This window comes from Atrimonas thermophila (assembly GCF_045864955.1).
Classification (GTDB): domain Bacteria; phylum Atribacterota; class Atribacteria; order Atribacterales; family Thermatribacteraceae; genus Thermatribacter; species Thermatribacter velox.
Window position 1 is genome coordinate 184,758 of sequence record NZ_AP028803.1, and the last position, 15,215, is coordinate 199,972.

Genomic DNA, 15,215 nt, shown 5'->3' on the forward strand with positions numbered 1-15,215 from the left:
AATTAAAGTATAGCGGAGTTAATGTCAATGGCCAAATCCAATTTTCCCTGTAGCTATCTTTTGCTGGTCAGGTTTGATAAAGATGTATGGGTAAAAGTTGGGGCACTGGGTGAGGTTTTCCTGCCTGAAGGGTGGTATGTTTATGCAGGCAGAGCTAAAAGGGGTATTTATCAGCGGATCAGAAGACATCTTGGGCGGGAGAAAAAGCGTTTTTGGCACGTTGATTATTTACTTGAGGGAGGAAAGGTGCAGGGGGTTGCAGTGTTCAAAGGTGACGTTGAATGTAAGCTGGTCCGTACTTTGTGTGAAATTGGAGTTTGCTCGGTTTTTCACCCGGGTTTGGGGTCTTCTGATTGTCGATGCAGGGCGCATTTTTTGAAAGCAAAAGAGAAACTCGTTTTTTCCTGGTTGAATATAGGAAGTTTTCTAAAGAAGGAGGGCCTTCCGGTAGAGGAAGTGATTGTCTGTTTTTCGGAGAGGGGTTTTCTCAAAGATTCTGAAATAGAAGTTCTTGCATCATCTGGGCATTGCGTATCGCATAATCCCGAAAGCAATTGTTGAACATGACAAAGATTCTTTCAGGGTTTGCGCTTTTTGACTTTTCCTGAATGACCCTGCTCCAGGTGGATAGTTCTTCTCTGGTATAAAAATAATTAAACCGTTCCCATACCGTGGCGTTCTTCTTCTGCCAGGCAGCACTGTTTCGTCCGTGGAAGCGAATTACCATGGTTGGGGAAGTAACCTCGAGCATCGGAGGTACTGTCCAGGGAAGCTGGGGTTCGTCTACTGCCACATAGCTCATCTGATTTTTGCGTAAGAAGGAAAAGGTATGTCGTGCTTCTTCCTTACTTTTAAGCCAGCTTCGGTTGCGAAACTCGATGGCTATGGGAAAGGGGGCAAAGCTTTCTCGCAACCTTGAAAGGTGTTCCATGTTCTCACTGGTTTTGGAAAACCAGGGTGGAAGTTGAAAGAGCAAATATCCCAGCTTACCTGCCTCAAGCATAGGCAAAAGAAGTGAAGAAAAGTAGTGGACAACTTCTTTTTGGAATTCAAAGGAACATTCCTTCCAGAAGATAATATCTTTGCTTTTTAGCTTTTGAGGTAAAGCATCCTGCAGGGTAAGGGGAAGTGTTTTCCAGGGTGTCTGGTGCACGGTGAAAAGAGAAAAGGCCTTAACACCAAATAGGAAATCTTGAGGGGTTCGCTCTATCCAGTTCAAAACATTGCGAAGCGAAGGCAGAGCATAGAAAATGGAATCTATTTCCACCGTGTTGAAACGAGCAGCGTAGTAACGTAGACGCTGTTCGCTGCTTTTGACCTGTTTGGGATAAAAACCACTTTCAAGGAGTGTTTTGTCCGTCCAGGAACAAGTGCCAATGAAGTACTGATTTTTGGTAATCACATTTTTTATTCTAAAGCACTGGGGTTCGATGTCAAGATGGCGAGTGGTTTGAGAAAGGAGGTTCGCTGGTTTTTTTAAGCGTTGCAGGTGTTCGATTTATTTTCTGTTTTTCAGCGACCACCAGGTTACTCCACAGATGACCAGCGCTCCTCCAAGCAACGACCATCTGCCTGGGGATTCCCCGATAACCAGGAATACCCACAGCGGGTTAAGTATGGGTTCAATTATGGGAATAAGGCAGGCTGCCAGAGCAGTTACCATTTTCACTGCCTTCACGTACAGGATGTATGGAAAACCAATTTGAAGCGTTCCAAGGAGAAGTAGCGAAGTTACGCTCTTTAAGTCGAGAGGAAAATCTCGGAGCATAAAAGGCAAACCTATCAGTGCAGTGAGCAGGTTTCCAAGCAGGACGGATTCGAAAGGCGAACCGTCTTTTTGGAGCCGTAAAAATATGGCCAGCAAAGCAAAAGCCCAGCCACTGGCGATAGCTAAGAGGTTTCCCAGCAGGTTGCTCCCTTCCAGTTTATCCAAGAAAAAAAGGAGCATCCCTCCAAAGACCGTGAAAATCGCCCACCAGTCCCTGTGGGTGGTTTTCTCACTTAGAACAGGACCAGAAAGCAGGGCCACGTAAATGGGAGCACTGTACTGAAGTAAAATAGCAGCAGCGGCCGTGGTTAGCTTGGTAGCAGCTACAAAAAGGGCTACCGTTCCTGCATAGCTCAAGGCTCCACCGAGCTGGGAGAGGCTCCAGGTAAAGCGGGGATGACGTAAATAAAGCAGAAATACCAAAGCAGCAATGGCACTTCGTGTGCCAGCTATGGCCAGAGGATGCCAGGGAACGGACTTGATGAGCATGCCCCCGGTACTCCACATGAGAGCAGTGATTAGCAATAGAAAAGTGCCCTGTTTTATTCTGATTAGCATCGTTTTCCTATTATAGCTTTTCGCTGACTTCACCGAAAGAAGGGTTCTAAAGGTTTTCAAAGTGTTATAATCCTGAAAAAGGAGGGAAGTGCTATGTTGACCTACTTAAAGCTTATCATTTCTGTGGCTATTCCACTGGTTGCCGGGTTTGCGGGTTCTCTGTTCACTTCTCAGTCCCTTGAAGACTGGTATCCAGCATTGCGTAAACCCTTTTTTACTCCTCCCAACTGGTTGTTTTTTCCAGTCTGGACCACGCTCTTTGTGTTAATGGGGATTGCTTTTTATCTTGTTTGGCAAAGAAACTTTGCAGGTCACAGGGTAGTGCTCTATCTTTATTGCTTGCAACTTGTTGCTAACGTTATGTGGTCCTGGTTCTTTTTCGGATTGCGCCGTCCGGAATGGGCTCTGGTGGATATTCTGGTGCTCTGGGTGCTCATTCTGGCTTGTATTGTTTCTTTTTACCGTATTTCGCATCTTGCTGGATATCTGCTCCTGCCTTATCTGGGTTGGGTTTCGCTGGCCAGCTTTCTCAATTATTTTATCGTGCGCCTAAATTGACTTTATCTGTTCACAGAATTTTCACACTCCTTTCCTTGTTTTGCCTCAGCTCCCCTGTATTATGGAGTTGCATTACAAAAAAAAGAACAAGGGAGGTAGAGGCAGATGAAGAAAAAAACTCTAATTGGTTTGCTGGTTGGTGTGGTGCTGGTTCTGGGTGTTGCTTTTTCAGCTTTTGCTCTGGCTGGGCCAGGCAGGGGCTGGATGTGGCAGGAAGAAGGGATAGTTTCTTTCCTTGACAAACAGTTTGACCTTACCGATGAGCAGGAAGCAAAACTTGATGAATTAAGGGTTCAGATGTTTGAGGAACTCAAACCTTTGCGTCTTGAGCTTCAACAGATTCAGATGGACCTTCAGGAGGCTCGCTTAAAAGGTGAGTCTGGTGAGGTTATCAAGGAAAAACTTTCTCAACTCCTTGACCTGTGGGATAAGATTCAGGAAGTACACCTCAAGTATGCCAAAGAGTTTCTGAATCTCCTTACTCCAGAACAGCTTAGCAAAGCTTCTTTCCCAGCTTTCCCGGGTTGGGGTTTCTTTGGCGGTAAACCTGGAGATACGGATAGGCCAGGTTTTCGGCCTTTTGATGGACGAAGGGCTCCCCTCCAGAGAAGAGCTGGCCCCTGCTGGTAGTGGTAATGTAGGTCCTGCTTTTACGGAGTAGGGGTGAGCTTCTCGGCAAGATGGGGCGCACCGGTGCGCCCCATCTTGTTTTAGAGTAAAGTGCGTTCTTCTTTCAGATCCCCTTAATTACTCCCTGTATTTCCTTTTAAAATTGTAACCGCAGGATTTAAAAAGCTACTTGACAAAGTTACTATTTTATGTCATTCTAACAAATGAATATTAACATTTGTTTAAAAAATCCAAAGAAGGGGGTGGATAGATGGATTTTCAGTTTGCAGAGTTTGACCTCACAGGTAAAACCGCATTGGTTACCGGAGCAGCCCAGGGTATTGGTAAAGCGATAGCGTTACTTTTTGCAAGTAAAGGTGCAGACCTTGTTCTCGTTGACCTTAAAGAAGAAGTAAGAGATTTGGCCGAAGAAATCGCAAAACTGGGCAGAAGAGCGCTTCCTATTGTAGCTGATCTCACCGACTTTTCCTCGCTTCCCGAAGTAGTAAAGAAAGCAATGGATACTTTTTCAAAAATAGACATCCTGGTGAATAACGCTGGAGTAGCTATTCTTGATGATGCTGAAAATCTTTCTGAAGAAGCCTGGGATAAAACAATGGATATCAATCTTAAGGCTCCGTTTTTGCTCTCTCAACTTGTGGGGAGAGAAATGATCAAAAGAAAAAGTGGCAAGATCATCAACATCGCTTCCCAGGCGGGCATCGTTGCTCTTGATAGGCATGTTGCCTATTGTACAAGCAAGGCTGGTTTAATTGCTATGACCAAAGTGCTGGCGCTTGAGTGGGGTGAATTTGGTATTAACGTGAATGCCATTGCTCCCACCGTGGTGCTGACCGAGCTGGGCAGGAAAGCCTGGGTGGGAGAAGTTGGAGAGGCTATGAAGCAAAAGATACCTTTACGCAGGTTTGCTCTTCCCGAAGAAATCGCTGCCGCAACCCTGTTTTTGGCAAGCAATGCCTCCGACATAGTTACCGGTGCTACCCTGGTTGTTGACGGTGGCTATACCATACAATAGGGGGGTCCTTTATGCGTCTTAAAGACAAAGTGGCTATTGTTACTGGTGCGGGTCAGGGTATTGGAAAAGCGATTGCTCTGGGTTTGGCGAAAGAAGGTTGTTCGGTAATCGTTAATGATATTAACGAGCAAACTGGACAGCAAACTACCCAGGAAATTCAGGATTTGGGAAGAAAAGCAGTATTTGTTCAGGGTGATGTAAGCAAGGTAGAGACTGCTTATAAACTCAGAGATACTGCGCTGGAAGAGTTTGGGAGGATTGATATTTTAGTCAATAATGCTGGAATCATGATTTCTGGCCTGGTGGTTGACTATAGCGAAGAAGACTGGGACCGCATTTTTGCTGTCAATGCAAAAAGCGTCTTTTTAATGTGCAAGGTTATAGGTAAAGTGATGATCGACCAGCGCTATGGAAAAATTGTCAACGTGGCTTCAATTGGTGCAAAGGATGGAGACCGCTATCAGGCCGCCTATGCGGCAACCAAAGCTGCGGTTATGAACTTTAGCCGTGCTTTTTCCAAGGAAGTTGCTCAGTATGGGATAAACGTTAATTCTATCTGCCCTGGCTTTGTGGATACTGAAATGGGCAAGGTAAATCTTGCTGATCCTGAAAAGAGAAAAAAGTTTATAGAAAGAACACCCAAGGGCAGAGTGAGTGTTCCCGAGGATATGGTGGGGCTCACGGTATTTCTGTGTACTGATGAGTCTGAGTTTATCGTTGGTCAGGCCATCAATGTGGATGGAGGAGTGCTCTACTACTGATTGGAAGGGGAGAAAATAGTGTCTGGACGGTATATCCTGGGAGTAGACCTTGGTACCTCTTCAATAAAAGCTTCCGTTCTGGATTTAGAAACAAGGAGCATAATCAACGACAGCGTTCCTCTTGAAGTCTCTTGCCCCGATTCTTTCAGTGCTGAACAGAATCCTCAGGATTGGTGGCAGGGTTTTGTAGATTTGATGCATAAACTCGCATATAAGCTTGGTAATCTCAAGGAAATCCAGGCCGTGGGTCTTTCCGGGCAGATGCTGGGTCTGGTGCTCATGGATAAAGGAGGTAACCCGGTTCGTCCCTGTCTCATATGGTGTGATCAGCGCAGCCATCGGGAGAACGAGGAGATTAAAAGTAAACTGGGCCTGGAGAAGGTTGTGAGGCTAACAGCCAATACACCTCTTCCCGGGTACTGGCTTCCTAAGATTCTATGGCTACGCAAGCACGAGCCTGAAAGTCTCAAGCATACCAGTAAATTTCTCCTTCCCAAGGATTTTTTGCGTTTTAAGCTCACTGGAGCATATGCTACGGATGTTTCAGATGCTTCGGGCACCCTCCTTTTTGACGTTCAGAATCGTTGTTGGTCAAAGGAAATTTTGAGCATCTTCTCCATCGATGAAAGCCTTCTCCCTCAGGCCGTTGAGTCAACGACAATAACTGGCCAGATTACACAAAAAGCTGCTCTGGAGACTGGTCTTCCCGAAGGCATTCCCGTGGTGGGTGGTGGAGGGGACCAATCCTCGGGCGGTATAGGTCTGGGAGTTATCCGAGATGGCATTATTTCTTGTGTTTTAGGTACTTCAGGTGTAGTTATGGCGAAAACCGATGACGTCAAGCTTGACTTTGAAAACCGGGGTTTGCATTCCTTTTGTTATTCCATACCAGGGAAATGGTTTTTGATGGGTTGTACACTGGCAGCCGGTGGTTCTTACCGGTGGTTGCGTGAAGCACTTTCAATCATAAAACCTGACCTGAGTTTTTCGGAAATGAACAAACTTGCCGAAAGCGTTCCTGCGGGTAGTGAAGGACTTTTGTTTTTGCCCTACCTTATTGGGGAGCGCACTCCTCATTCTGACCCTATGGCACGGGGAGTTTTTGTGGGCTTGAGCTATCGGCACACAACTGCACATATTGTTCGTTCGGTCATTGAAGGAGTTGCCTTCAGCCAGAAAGACTCGGTAGAGATTTTGAAAAGTTTTTCTCTAACTGGAGAAACTTTAGTGCTTTCGGGTGGAGCGGCCAGGAGTCCTCTCTGGTGCCAGATTCTTGCTGATGTAATTGGTATCACCACCCAGACTACTAATATAGAAGACCCTGCTTCTTCAGGAGCGGCTTTTATTGCAGGTGTGGGTTCAGGGGCCTTTGGTTCTTTTGAAGAGGTTTGTGACCTGTTCATTAAAAGATTACAGTCTTTTGAGCCTTCTTTGGAAATGGTCGAGGGTTATGGAGAAAGGTATTTTGTCTACAAACGGGTTTATCATAGCTTGAAGGAAGTTTTCCCTCTACTTCAAATATAGGTATAATATGTAAGATTATGACCTGGTCGGAGGAGAGAAGCTTTGCCGAGACCGAAGTCTGATAATCCTGAGTTGATGGCCAAGATTGCTCGTATGTATTATGAAGACGAGTTGAACATCATTGAAATTGCAGACATGTTTGGTATTTCCCGACAGCTTTGCTCCCGTCTTCTGAAAGAAGCAAAAGACCGAGGTTTAGTGCAAATCAGAATTGTAGATCCCACCAGAGAGCGCGAAAAGGAAATCGAGGATCGGCTTCAGGAAGTTTTTGGCTTGCGAGCGGTAAGATGTGTGGAAACTTTTACCATGGAAAGCGAGCTGACAAGGAAAATTGTGGGGGCGGCAGCAGGACACTTTTTGCTTCGTCTTTTGAAGGCTGGAGATACTATCGGTGTGGCTTACGGGAGAACCATTTACGAAGTAGTTCGTCTGATGCGCCCCGGTGCATCCATTCCTAATTTGACCGTTGTCCAGATTATGGGAGGTATGAGCCGGGTTTCTGGAGATATTATGGCTACCGAGATACCTCGCAGGTTGGGAGAGGTTCTTAAAGCAAAAGTGGTTTATCTTCTGGCGCCTGCTTTCACCAAAGACCGAGCTTCAAAGGAAGCTATGCTTCAGGATCCCACCATTAGGGCAACGCTTTCTGAAAAGCTTGACGTGGCTCTGGTTGGTATTGGTGGGGTTTCTCCAGACTCAACGCTTATTCGCACCGGAGCGATTACTCAGGAGGAGTTTCAGGAACTTGTAAACAGGAAAGCAGTAGGCGATGTAGTGGGAACCTATTACAATCTGCAGGGTGAAATTGTGCGCTTCTCTGGAGACGAGCGCAGAATTGCTTTGTCAATTGACGACTTGCGCCAGGTTCCCTGGGTGGTTGGAGTGGTAGGGGGCCTGGAAAAGGTTGATGCTATTTTAGGGGCATTACGGGGTCGGTTGGTCAACGCTTTGGTGATTGATAGCGTGACCGCTCGAGAAGTTCTTAAGCGAAGCGGTGTCGATATCCAACCCAGGGATTAGGTAAAATTTTATTCCAAATTTGTTCTGAAAATATATTGCGTTTGCTTGACAATGTTTTTATTTTGCCTTAAATTATAACTGATGTTATTTAACAGAAGTAATAAATTAGTTTAAATCAGGAGGTGATGAGTATAGAAAAAGAGTCGGGATATATGCAAAAACTCTTTAACGGCGTGTTTGCATTGGCTAATTGATTAACTCGAATGGGAGGGATTTTTGGTGAGTCGTTTTCTGAAATTAGTAGGAGTTATTGGTATTGCTATCTTCCTTTTAAGCGCGGTGGTTTTTGCTCAGGAGGAAGACCTTCTTTCGTTCTGTCAGAAAGCCAAAATCAACTGGAGAGCCTACGAAGGTACTCAGTTAACCATTGGTTTGAATAAGCATCCTTTCACAGAATCGCTGCGTCCCCTTATCCCGGTTTTTGAAGAACTTACAGGTATAAAAGTAGCTTATGTCATATTGCCTGAGGAAGAATACTTTGAAAAGTTGTTGATTGACCTTTCCAGTGGCGGAGGTATCTTTGACGTATACATGACTTCTCCTATGTTTGAGTGGCGTTACCAGTATGCAGGGTGGATCGAAGACCTGAACAAGTACTGGAACGACCCCAATCTTACTGACCAGGAGTGGTATGACAGAGAGGACTTTTATGACAAGCCCTTGCGCGCCAACATGTGGGATGGAACCATTGGTGGTGGCCTGGGTCAGGGCCGCTGGAATGGTATACCGGTGATGGTCGAGTTTTACTGCCAGGCCTACAGGAACGACCTGAGAGAAAAATGGGGTCTGCCTGTGGCTCAGACCTATCCAGAGTTGCTTGACGTTTTGACCAAAGCGGCTGAGCTGGGTAAGAAAGAACGTCCCCCAGTTTATGGGGTTGCAAACAGAGGTATTAAGAGTTGGTCAACAGTGCACTCAGGTTACTTTACTGCTTTTTTGAGCTACGGCCAGAAAGACCTAACTCCGGATTTGTATGCGGCAATCAATACCCCTGAAGCGATTGAGATAACCAAGATCTGGATTGACATCCTCAAAAAGGCAGGACCTCCGGGCTGGCCAAATTATACCTGGTATGACGCAAAGCAGAGCTTTGCCGCTGGCAGGTTCTATGAAATTACTGACTGTGACTTTTTTGCTGCAACCTATGAGAATCCCAACCAGTCGGTAGTGGCTGGTAAAGTTGGATATGCTCTTCCTCCAAAGGGGCCGGACGGAACCATCAAATCCAACATGTGGACCTGGTCGCTGGGTATGAGTTCGCTGTCCAAGCATAAAGAAGCTGCATGGCTGTTCCTGCAGTGGGCAACTGCTCCTATGACCATGCTTGACGCAACTCTTAAATATGATAACTTCAATCCCACTCGTAAATCCGTGTGGGAACATCCGGCGGTTATTGAAAAAACTATGAAATGGGGTACCAAACCTGGTGAATACAGAGAATTGGTTGATGCAATGTATGCTCAGTATGGAGATGTTGCCTGGACGCCCAATCCAGACGTTACCACGGTTGGCGACATCTGGGCTGAGGCTTTACATGAGGCTTATGAGGGCAAAAAGACTGTAGAACAGGCTCTCAACGACGCAGCTGCAAAGATCAACGAATTCATGGCAAAGTGGAGAGAAAAGAAGGAGTAAATATGTAGATTAAATTCCGTCGTTTAACTCCGTGTTTGGTCTGCTTTGGAAGCAGACCAAACACGGAATGAAGAAGGGAGCTTGATGAGAATGTTAAAGCAAGTTGCTAAAAAGAAAAACATTGCTTTCTGGTTATTTTTACCTGCCTTTGCCTTAACGGTAGGCATTCTGGTTCCTTTTGGTTATTCAGTTGCCATGTCGTTTACCAATCTTAATCTTACTGCCGGAACCAAGGCTTTCATAGGTTTAGGTAATTATATAAAAATGGCGAAAGACCCAGAATTTTGGAACTCTTTAAAGGTGACGATCTTTTTCACGATTGGAGCCGTTGCTTTTGAAGTTCTGGTGGGCTTTGCTGCTGCGTATCTTCTTAATCTGGGGTTGATGGGCCAGAGAATTTATCGTACTCTTTTTCTGGTTCCGGTGATGTTACCTCCAACTGTAGCTGCCATTATGTGGAAACTCATGATGGCACCTATACAGGGCGTGTTAAATTATCTTTTGCAACTTGCAGGATTTCTTGGCCTTGAATGGCTTGGTTCTTCAAAGACAGCTCTCATGTCAGTAATTTTGATCGATGCATACGTTTTTATCCCCTTCTGTGGAATGATTTTTCTGGCTGGAGTGCAAAATCTTCCGAAAGAACCTTATGAAGCCGCGGCGGTTGACGGAGTTTCAAGCTGGTTCGTTTTTCGTAAGTTGACTCTCCCGCTTTTAAAGCCGGTGATTCTTATCGTGTTGCTGTTCAGAATTATGGATTGTTTGAAGCACTTCGATATAATCTATGCAGCTACCAAAGGTGGACCTGCCAGTGCTACTATGACTTTAACAGTGCAGGCTTATTATCACAGTTTTCGCTGGACGGATATGGGTTATGCCTTTGCCCACCTGGTCGTTCTCTGGGCTATCGTCTACGTTTTGAGTTATTTCATTGTTGAACAGTGGAAAAAAGCCGTGGCTGAAGTGCACGGAAGGTAGGAGGTGAGAGAGAATGAGAGACGACGGACTTTCTGTTGGCAAGGCTCTGGCCATTTTTGGATTAGTTTTAATAATGTTGTGGACTCTTTTTCCGTTGTACTGGATATTTTTGATGTCCATTAAGACACCAGTGGATGTTATTGCTTATCCTCCTAAGTTTGTTTTTGATCCCACGCTCGAGAATTATTCGGTTGTTTTGTTTGGAAAGGCCTGGCTTGGAAAGTACGAAACGGTGAAAACGGACTTTCCCCGCTATTTTCTCAACAGTATCATTGTTTGTTCCGGAGCGGTCGCTCTCAGTATGCTGGTTGGTGTTCCTGCTGCCTATTCTCTGGCCCGCTTTGATTTCAGAGGGAAAGAAAACTTTGCTTTTACACTGTTGAGTTTCCGTTTCGCTCCTGGTTTGATAGTTATAATTCCGCTTTATATTATTTTCAGGAAACTTGGTTTCTATGGGACCTATCATGGTATGATCATCGCCTACCAGGTTATTACCCTTCCTTTTGCTGTTTGGTTGATGCGAGGCTTTTTCGAAGATATTCCTCAGGAGCTTGAACAGGCAGCCCGGATTGATGGGTATACGTGGTGGGGAGTGTTTCGCAAGGTTAACATGCCCCTTGTAGCTCCAGGCATTGCAGCCACCGCCATTCTCTCTTTTATCTTTGCCTGGAATGACTTTTTATTTGGACATGTTCTTTCTTCAGACGTTACCAGGCCGGTTACTCCTTCCTTGATGGGTTTTATTTCCTATGAACAGGTTCTGTGGGGACAAATGGCTGCTGCAGCGATCATTACTCTGTTGCCTTCAGTGGTTCTGGCTTTCTTTATTCAGCGTTATCTGGTTAGAGGCTTAACTTTTGGAGCAGTAAAGGGTTAAGGTGGAGGTTTGCGGGATGAAAGAAGTCGAATTTGTAGAAGTGGTTAAAAAGTATGGAGATCTGGTGGCAGTGAATAACCTTAATTTAAAAGTTAATGATGGCGAACTGCTTGCAATACTTGGTGCTCCGGGTGCTGGAAAAAGCTCGACTTTAAAAATGGTAGCTGGCGTAGAGGATATTACTTCAGGAGTCATAAAAATTGGGGGTCAGGTAGTTAACGATCTGGACCCCTCCGAAAGAGATGTGGCGATGGCTTTTGAAACTTATGCTCTGTATCCTCACATATCAGTTTTTGAAAATATCGCTTTTCCTCTCCGCTCTCCTAAACGCGCTAAGTATTTTACTGAGAAAGATATTAAAAAAAGAGTTCAGGAAGTGGCGGAATTTCTGGAAATAGATATGTTGCTCAACAGAAAACCTAAAGAACTCAGTGGAGGTCAACGGCAGAGAGTTAGTTTGGCAAGATGTCTTATTAGAGACCCCAAGGTGTTTTTACTCGATGAGCCCATCGCTCATCTTGATGCTAAGCTAAGGCATAAGCTTAGGAGAGAGCTAAAAATCTGGCAGCAAAGAAAGAAAACTACCATGCTTTACACGACTACCGATTATCTGGAAGCATTTTCTGTGGGAGACAGAATCGCTGTTTTGCATCGGGGTTCGCTTTTGCAAGTGGGGGCCTGGGATGAAATTTACGAACGGCCCGCTCACCGTTTTATTGGGCAGCTGGTCAGTGATCCCCCCATGAACTTTTTCCAAGGGCAGTTGGTAAGAAATGGAGGAGCAATTCTTTTTGAAACCAAAGGTATTCGTTTTGCGCTTTCTCCAGAAATTCAGAAGAGATTGATGGAGCGCGGCTTCGAAGAAGTGATTTTAGGTGTTTTTCCCAGTAAAGTGCTATTGGAGTTTTCGGATTTCCGTATGGAAGAACACACTGGAACGCTTGTTAAAGCTGTAGTTAGGTTTTCGGAGGTGCGGGGTTCCCGTAAAATCGTTTTTGCTCAGACGGGAGAAGGCGTTACTTTTACTGCTCAAGCTGCTTTGGGTATCCAGTGTCCTCCAGGAAGCGAAAGGGAGTTTTTCTTTCCTGCAGCTTCACTCCAGGTTTTCGACAACATTACTCAACGCAACGTTCTTTTACTTGATTAGGTGGGGTGGTGTAAGTAATGGCTGAGGTGCGAGTTGAGCATGTTTGGAAGTTTTATAGAGAGGAGCTCGGTGAATCAGGGAGAGTACTTGCGGTGGAGGATGTTTCTTTTGTGTGTGAAGATAAAAGTTTTTTATGCTTGCTTGGTCCATCAGGATGTGGGAAAACCACCACTTTACGTATGATTGCTGGTCTTGAAAAAATTTCGAAAGGCGATATTTACATTGGCCAAAGGAAGGTAAACAATCTACATCCTCGAGACCGTCAAATTGCCATGGCTTTCGAATCCTACGCTCTTTATCCTCCACTCACCGTTTTTGACAACATTGCTTTCCCGCTTAGAGCCCGGAAATACCCGGAGAAAAAGATACGCGATAAAATCAATACGGTTGCAGAGCTACTGGAAATCCAGGACATCCTTAACCACCGCCCAGCTCGCTTAAGCGGTGGAGAACAGCAACGAGTGTCCCTTGCTCGGGCTCTGGTCCGAGAGGATGCGCTGGTCACTTTAATGGACGAACCTATCTCTCACCTCGATTCACAACTCAAAGCAAAACTAAGAATTGAGTTAAAAAGGGTCCAGGAGGAGTGGGGGTTGACCGTTATATATGTCACTCATGATCAGCTTGAAGCACTGAGTATGGCTGATCGGGTGGTGGTCATGAATTTAGGAAGGATACAGCAAATTGGTTCACCAATCGAGCTTTACGAAAAGCCCAGTAACCTCTTTGTGGCGGGTTTTATAGGTGAGCCTCCTATGAACTTTATTGATTGTGCTTTAGCTAAAGAAGGAGATAAGTTTTTTTTGCGGTCGACTTTTTTCAATTTTGAGCTGGATAGAGGACTGGGTTCGAAAATTGCAAAAGAGAGTAAAGCTCCTCAGAAGTTAATCATGGGTGTAAGGCCTGGTGATATGACTCTTGGAAAAAGCGAGGATGCTGAATCATATTCCTTGCAGGGACAAATTTTCAGTATAGAGCCTCACGGGGAGTCTTCGGTGGTAATCCTTAACCTGGAGAAAGACGTACAGATTTACGTTGAGGTTCCAGGTCTTCCTGAGGCTGCTGAGGGCGAGGTTGCTTGGGTTTCTTTTCCCAAACAAAAGATGCACGTGTTTGATGGAGAAACCGGTGAAGTAATAAGGATGGATTAGTTAGTTTGAAAGGGGTGTATAGAAGTGGAAAGAAAGAGTGATATTCCTCGCAAAATGAAAGCGGTAGTGGCTTATAAGCCTGGGGACTATCGTTTGGAAGAAGTCGATGTTCCAGAAATTAACGAAGATGAGGTACTTTTGAGAGTGGGTGGTTGTGGTATTTGTGCTGGCGATGTGAAAGGATACCACGGTGCTCCTTCTTTCTGGGGAGGAGATGGCCAACCTGCTTGGATTATTGCTCCTTTTATTCCGGGTCACGAATTTTATGGACAGGTCGTAGCCATAGGTGATCAAGCCCGAGAAAAGTACGGATTAAACCTTGGTGATTGGGTAGTCTCAGAGCAAATTATTCCCTGTGGTAAGTGTCGCTTTTGTTTAGAGGGCAGTTACTGGATGTGCGAGGTGCACCACATTTACGGTTTCCAGGGCAAAGTTGCTGATGGTGCTTTTGCAGAATACGTGAAACTCCCTTCTACAGCCCGTAATTATCGTTTGCCGGACGGCTTTCCTCTGGAAGTGGCTCCTTATGTTGAGCCTCTGGCCTGTGCCATTCATGCTGTAGAACGGGCAGATATCCAGTTTTACGATGTAGTGGTAATTGCTGGCATGGGTGCTCTGGGATTAGGCATGTTGCAAGCTGCAAAGCTTAAGAATCCTCAGATGGTTATTGCCTTGGACGTCAGAGACCAAAGGTTGGAGTTAGCCAGGAAGCTGGGGGCAGACCTTGCTCTCAATCCGGCCAAGGAGGATGTAGTAAAGAAGATAAAGGAACTTACCGATGGTTATGGTTGCGATGTTTATATTCAGGCAAGTGGGCATCCCAACGGGGTTATTCAGGGTTTGCAGGCCATAAGGAAAATGGGCAGGTATGTGGAATTCAGTGTTTATAATGAGCCGACCACGGTTGACTGGAGCATAATTGGAGACCGTAAAGAACTGGATTTGCGCGGAGCACATTTGAGTCCAAAGGCTTATCCTTCGGCAATTCGTTTTCTTAATTCAGGCGAAATAAAGGCCGATGAAATCATCACTCATCGACTTCCTCTTGATAATTTTATGGAAGGTTTTAAACTGGTAGAAAAGGGTGAGGAATCCATTAAGGTTGTGCTCATACCTTGAGAGGAGGTTAGGCTATGTACCTGGTCATTGCTTCAGACCACTTTGGATATCCCCTGAAGCAGGTAATTGTGGAACACCTGAAAGCAAAAGGAGTTGAGCTTGAGGACTTGGGAGTGTTTTCAGAGAACGAAGAAGTACTTTACCCCGATGTCGCCTTAAAAGCCTGCATGGGGATTAAAGAAGGGAAATACCAGTATGGGATTCTGGTTTGTGGCACCGGCATTGGAATGGCGCTTGCTGCCAATAAAATTCCCGGTATTTACGCTGCCTGCGCTCATGATATTTATTCTGCAGAGAGAGCCAAAAAAAGCAACAATTCTAACGTTTTGACGCTGGGAAGGCACATTGTTGGGCCGGAGCTTGCCAAAAAGCTGGTTGACGCCTGGTTGGAGAGCGATTTTCAGGGAGGGCGGTCTTTGCCCAAAGTTGAGCGTATCAGGGAAATCGAGAAAAAGTTTTTGAAGGAGGCATAAA

Annotated in this window: 16 protein-coding genes; 14 read left to right on the plus strand and 2 right to left on the minus strand. The window is 45.4% G+C overall.

Features of this window, described 5'->3' with window-relative positions:
• The first annotated feature begins 27 nt into the window (after positions 1 to 27).
• Positions 28 to 561, plus strand: a complete 534-nt coding sequence (locus ACKTT1_RS01105; protein ID WP_412709856.1) for a DUF123 domain-containing protein — start codon at positions 28 to 30, stop codon at positions 559 to 561.
• Here the strand turns inward: ACKTT1_RS01105 and ACKTT1_RS01110 are convergent.
• Both ACKTT1_RS01110 and ACKTT1_RS01115 read right to left on the minus strand, forming a co-directional pair.
• The gene (locus ACKTT1_RS01110; RefSeq protein ID WP_412709857.1) at positions 488 to 1,402 is read right to left on the minus strand and encodes a DUF72 domain-containing protein; all 915 of its coding nucleotides are present in this window, start codon (positions 1,400 to 1,402) and stop codon (positions 488 to 490) included. The two genes, ACKTT1_RS01105 and ACKTT1_RS01110, sit on opposite strands and share 74 nt — an antisense overlap.
• A 96-nt stretch (positions 1,403 to 1,498) precedes the next feature.
• Positions 1,499 to 2,326 (minus strand): DMT family transporter, encoded by an 828-nt coding sequence (locus ACKTT1_RS01115; protein ID WP_412709858.1) that lies wholly within the window; start codon positions 2,324 to 2,326, stop codon positions 1,499 to 1,501.
• A gap of 93 nt (positions 2,327 to 2,419) precedes the next feature.
• Here ACKTT1_RS01115 and ACKTT1_RS01120 point away from each other — a divergent pair, with 93 nt between their 5' ends.
• From ACKTT1_RS01120 to rpiB, 13 genes are all read left to right on the plus strand, one after another.
• Positions 2,420 to 2,884: a TspO/MBR family protein gene (locus tag ACKTT1_RS01120; RefSeq protein ID WP_412709859.1), complete on the plus strand. Its 465-nt coding sequence runs from the start codon at positions 2,420 to 2,422 to the stop codon at positions 2,882 to 2,884.
• Between the two features lie 105 nt (positions 2,885 to 2,989).
• The gene (locus tag ACKTT1_RS01125) at positions 2,990 to 3,514 is read left to right on the plus strand and encodes a Spy/CpxP family protein refolding chaperone (RefSeq protein WP_412709860.1); all 525 of its coding nucleotides are present in this window, start codon (positions 2,990 to 2,992) and stop codon (positions 3,512 to 3,514) included.
• A 250-nt stretch (positions 3,515 to 3,764) separates the two neighbouring features.
• The gene (locus ACKTT1_RS01130; RefSeq protein ID WP_412709861.1) at positions 3,765 to 4,529 is read left to right on the plus strand and encodes a GolD/DthD family dehydrogenase; all 765 of its coding nucleotides are present in this window, start codon (positions 3,765 to 3,767) and stop codon (positions 4,527 to 4,529) included.
• 11 nt (positions 4,530 to 4,540) lie between these two features.
• Positions 4,541 to 5,290, plus strand: a complete 750-nt coding sequence (locus ACKTT1_RS01135) for an SDR family NAD(P)-dependent oxidoreductase (RefSeq protein ID WP_412709862.1) — start codon at positions 4,541 to 4,543, stop codon at positions 5,288 to 5,290.
• Between the two features lie 18 nt (positions 5,291 to 5,308).
• On the plus strand, positions 5,309 to 6,814 hold the full coding sequence (gene xylB, locus ACKTT1_RS01140) for a xylulokinase (protein ID WP_412709863.1): 1,506 nt from the start codon (positions 5,309 to 5,311) through the stop codon (positions 6,812 to 6,814).
• A gap of 42 nt (positions 6,815 to 6,856) precedes the next feature.
• Complete coding sequence (locus ACKTT1_RS01145; RefSeq protein ID WP_412709864.1) at positions 6,857 to 7,834, plus strand: sugar-binding transcriptional regulator; 978 nt, start codon at positions 6,857 to 6,859, stop codon at positions 7,832 to 7,834.
• A 219-nt stretch (positions 7,835 to 8,053) separates the two neighbouring features.
• Positions 8,054 to 9,469 (plus strand): extracellular solute-binding protein, encoded by a 1,416-nt coding sequence (locus ACKTT1_RS01150; protein ID WP_412709865.1) that lies wholly within the window; start codon positions 8,054 to 8,056, stop codon positions 9,467 to 9,469.
• 84 nt (positions 9,470 to 9,553) lie between these two features.
• Complete coding sequence (locus tag ACKTT1_RS01155) at positions 9,554 to 10,447, plus strand: carbohydrate ABC transporter permease (RefSeq protein WP_412709866.1); 894 nt, start codon at positions 9,554 to 9,556, stop codon at positions 10,445 to 10,447.
• A 13-nt stretch (positions 10,448 to 10,460) separates the two neighbouring features.
• On the plus strand, positions 10,461 to 11,324 hold the full coding sequence (locus ACKTT1_RS01160) for a carbohydrate ABC transporter permease (RefSeq protein ID WP_412709867.1): 864 nt from the start codon (positions 10,461 to 10,463) through the stop codon (positions 11,322 to 11,324).
• 16 nt (positions 11,325 to 11,340) lie between these two features.
• The gene (locus ACKTT1_RS01165) at positions 11,341 to 12,471 is read left to right on the plus strand and encodes an ABC transporter ATP-binding protein (protein ID WP_412709868.1); all 1,131 of its coding nucleotides are present in this window, start codon (positions 11,341 to 11,343) and stop codon (positions 12,469 to 12,471) included.
• Between the two features lie 17 nt (positions 12,472 to 12,488).
• The gene (locus ACKTT1_RS01170) at positions 12,489 to 13,622 is read left to right on the plus strand and encodes an ABC transporter ATP-binding protein (RefSeq protein WP_412709869.1); all 1,134 of its coding nucleotides are present in this window, start codon (positions 12,489 to 12,491) and stop codon (positions 13,620 to 13,622) included.
• A gap of 18 nt (positions 13,623 to 13,640) precedes the next feature.
• Positions 13,641 to 14,741, plus strand: a complete 1,101-nt coding sequence (locus ACKTT1_RS01175; RefSeq protein WP_412710522.1) for a zinc-binding dehydrogenase — start codon at positions 13,641 to 13,643, stop codon at positions 14,739 to 14,741.
• 14 nt (positions 14,742 to 14,755) lie between these two features.
• Positions 14,756 to 15,214, plus strand: a complete 459-nt coding sequence (gene rpiB / locus ACKTT1_RS01180; RefSeq protein WP_369017915.1) for a ribose 5-phosphate isomerase B — start codon at positions 14,756 to 14,758, stop codon at positions 15,212 to 15,214.
• Position 15,215: the final 1 nt, after the last annotated feature.

Coding starts and splice junctions, on each gene's coding strand:
- ACKTT1_RS01115 (WP_412709858.1), bottom strand. CDS start 2,326: ATGCTAATCAGAATAAAACAGGGCACTTTTCTATTGCTAATCACTGCT.
- ACKTT1_RS01170 (WP_412709869.1), top strand. CDS start 12,489: ATGGCTGAGGTGCGAGTTGAGCATGTTTGGAAGTTTTATAGAGAGGAG.
- ACKTT1_RS01125 (WP_412709860.1), top strand. CDS start 2,990: ATGAAGAAAAAAACTCTAATTGGTTTGCTGGTTGGTGTGGTGCTGGTT.
- ACKTT1_RS01130 (WP_412709861.1), top strand. CDS start 3,765: ATGGATTTTCAGTTTGCAGAGTTTGACCTCACAGGTAAAACCGCATTG.
- ACKTT1_RS01165 (WP_412709868.1), top strand. CDS start 11,341: ATGAAAGAAGTCGAATTTGTAGAAGTGGTTAAAAAGTATGGAGATCTG.
- ACKTT1_RS01135 (WP_412709862.1), top strand. CDS start 4,541: ATGCGTCTTAAAGACAAAGTGGCTATTGTTACTGGTGCGGGTCAGGGT.
- ACKTT1_RS01155 (WP_412709866.1), top strand. CDS start 9,554: ATGAGAATGTTAAAGCAAGTTGCTAAAAAGAAAAACATTGCTTTCTGG.
- ACKTT1_RS01160 (WP_412709867.1), top strand. CDS start 10,461: ATGAGAGACGACGGACTTTCTGTTGGCAAGGCTCTGGCCATTTTTGGA.
- rpiB (WP_369017915.1), top strand. CDS start 14,756: ATGTACCTGGTCATTGCTTCAGACCACTTTGGATATCCCCTGAAGCAG.
- ACKTT1_RS01120 (WP_412709859.1), top strand. CDS start 2,420: ATGTTGACCTACTTAAAGCTTATCATTTCTGTGGCTATTCCACTGGTT.
- ACKTT1_RS01105 (WP_412709856.1), top strand. CDS start 28: ATGGCCAAATCCAATTTTCCCTGTAGCTATCTTTTGCTGGTCAGGTTT.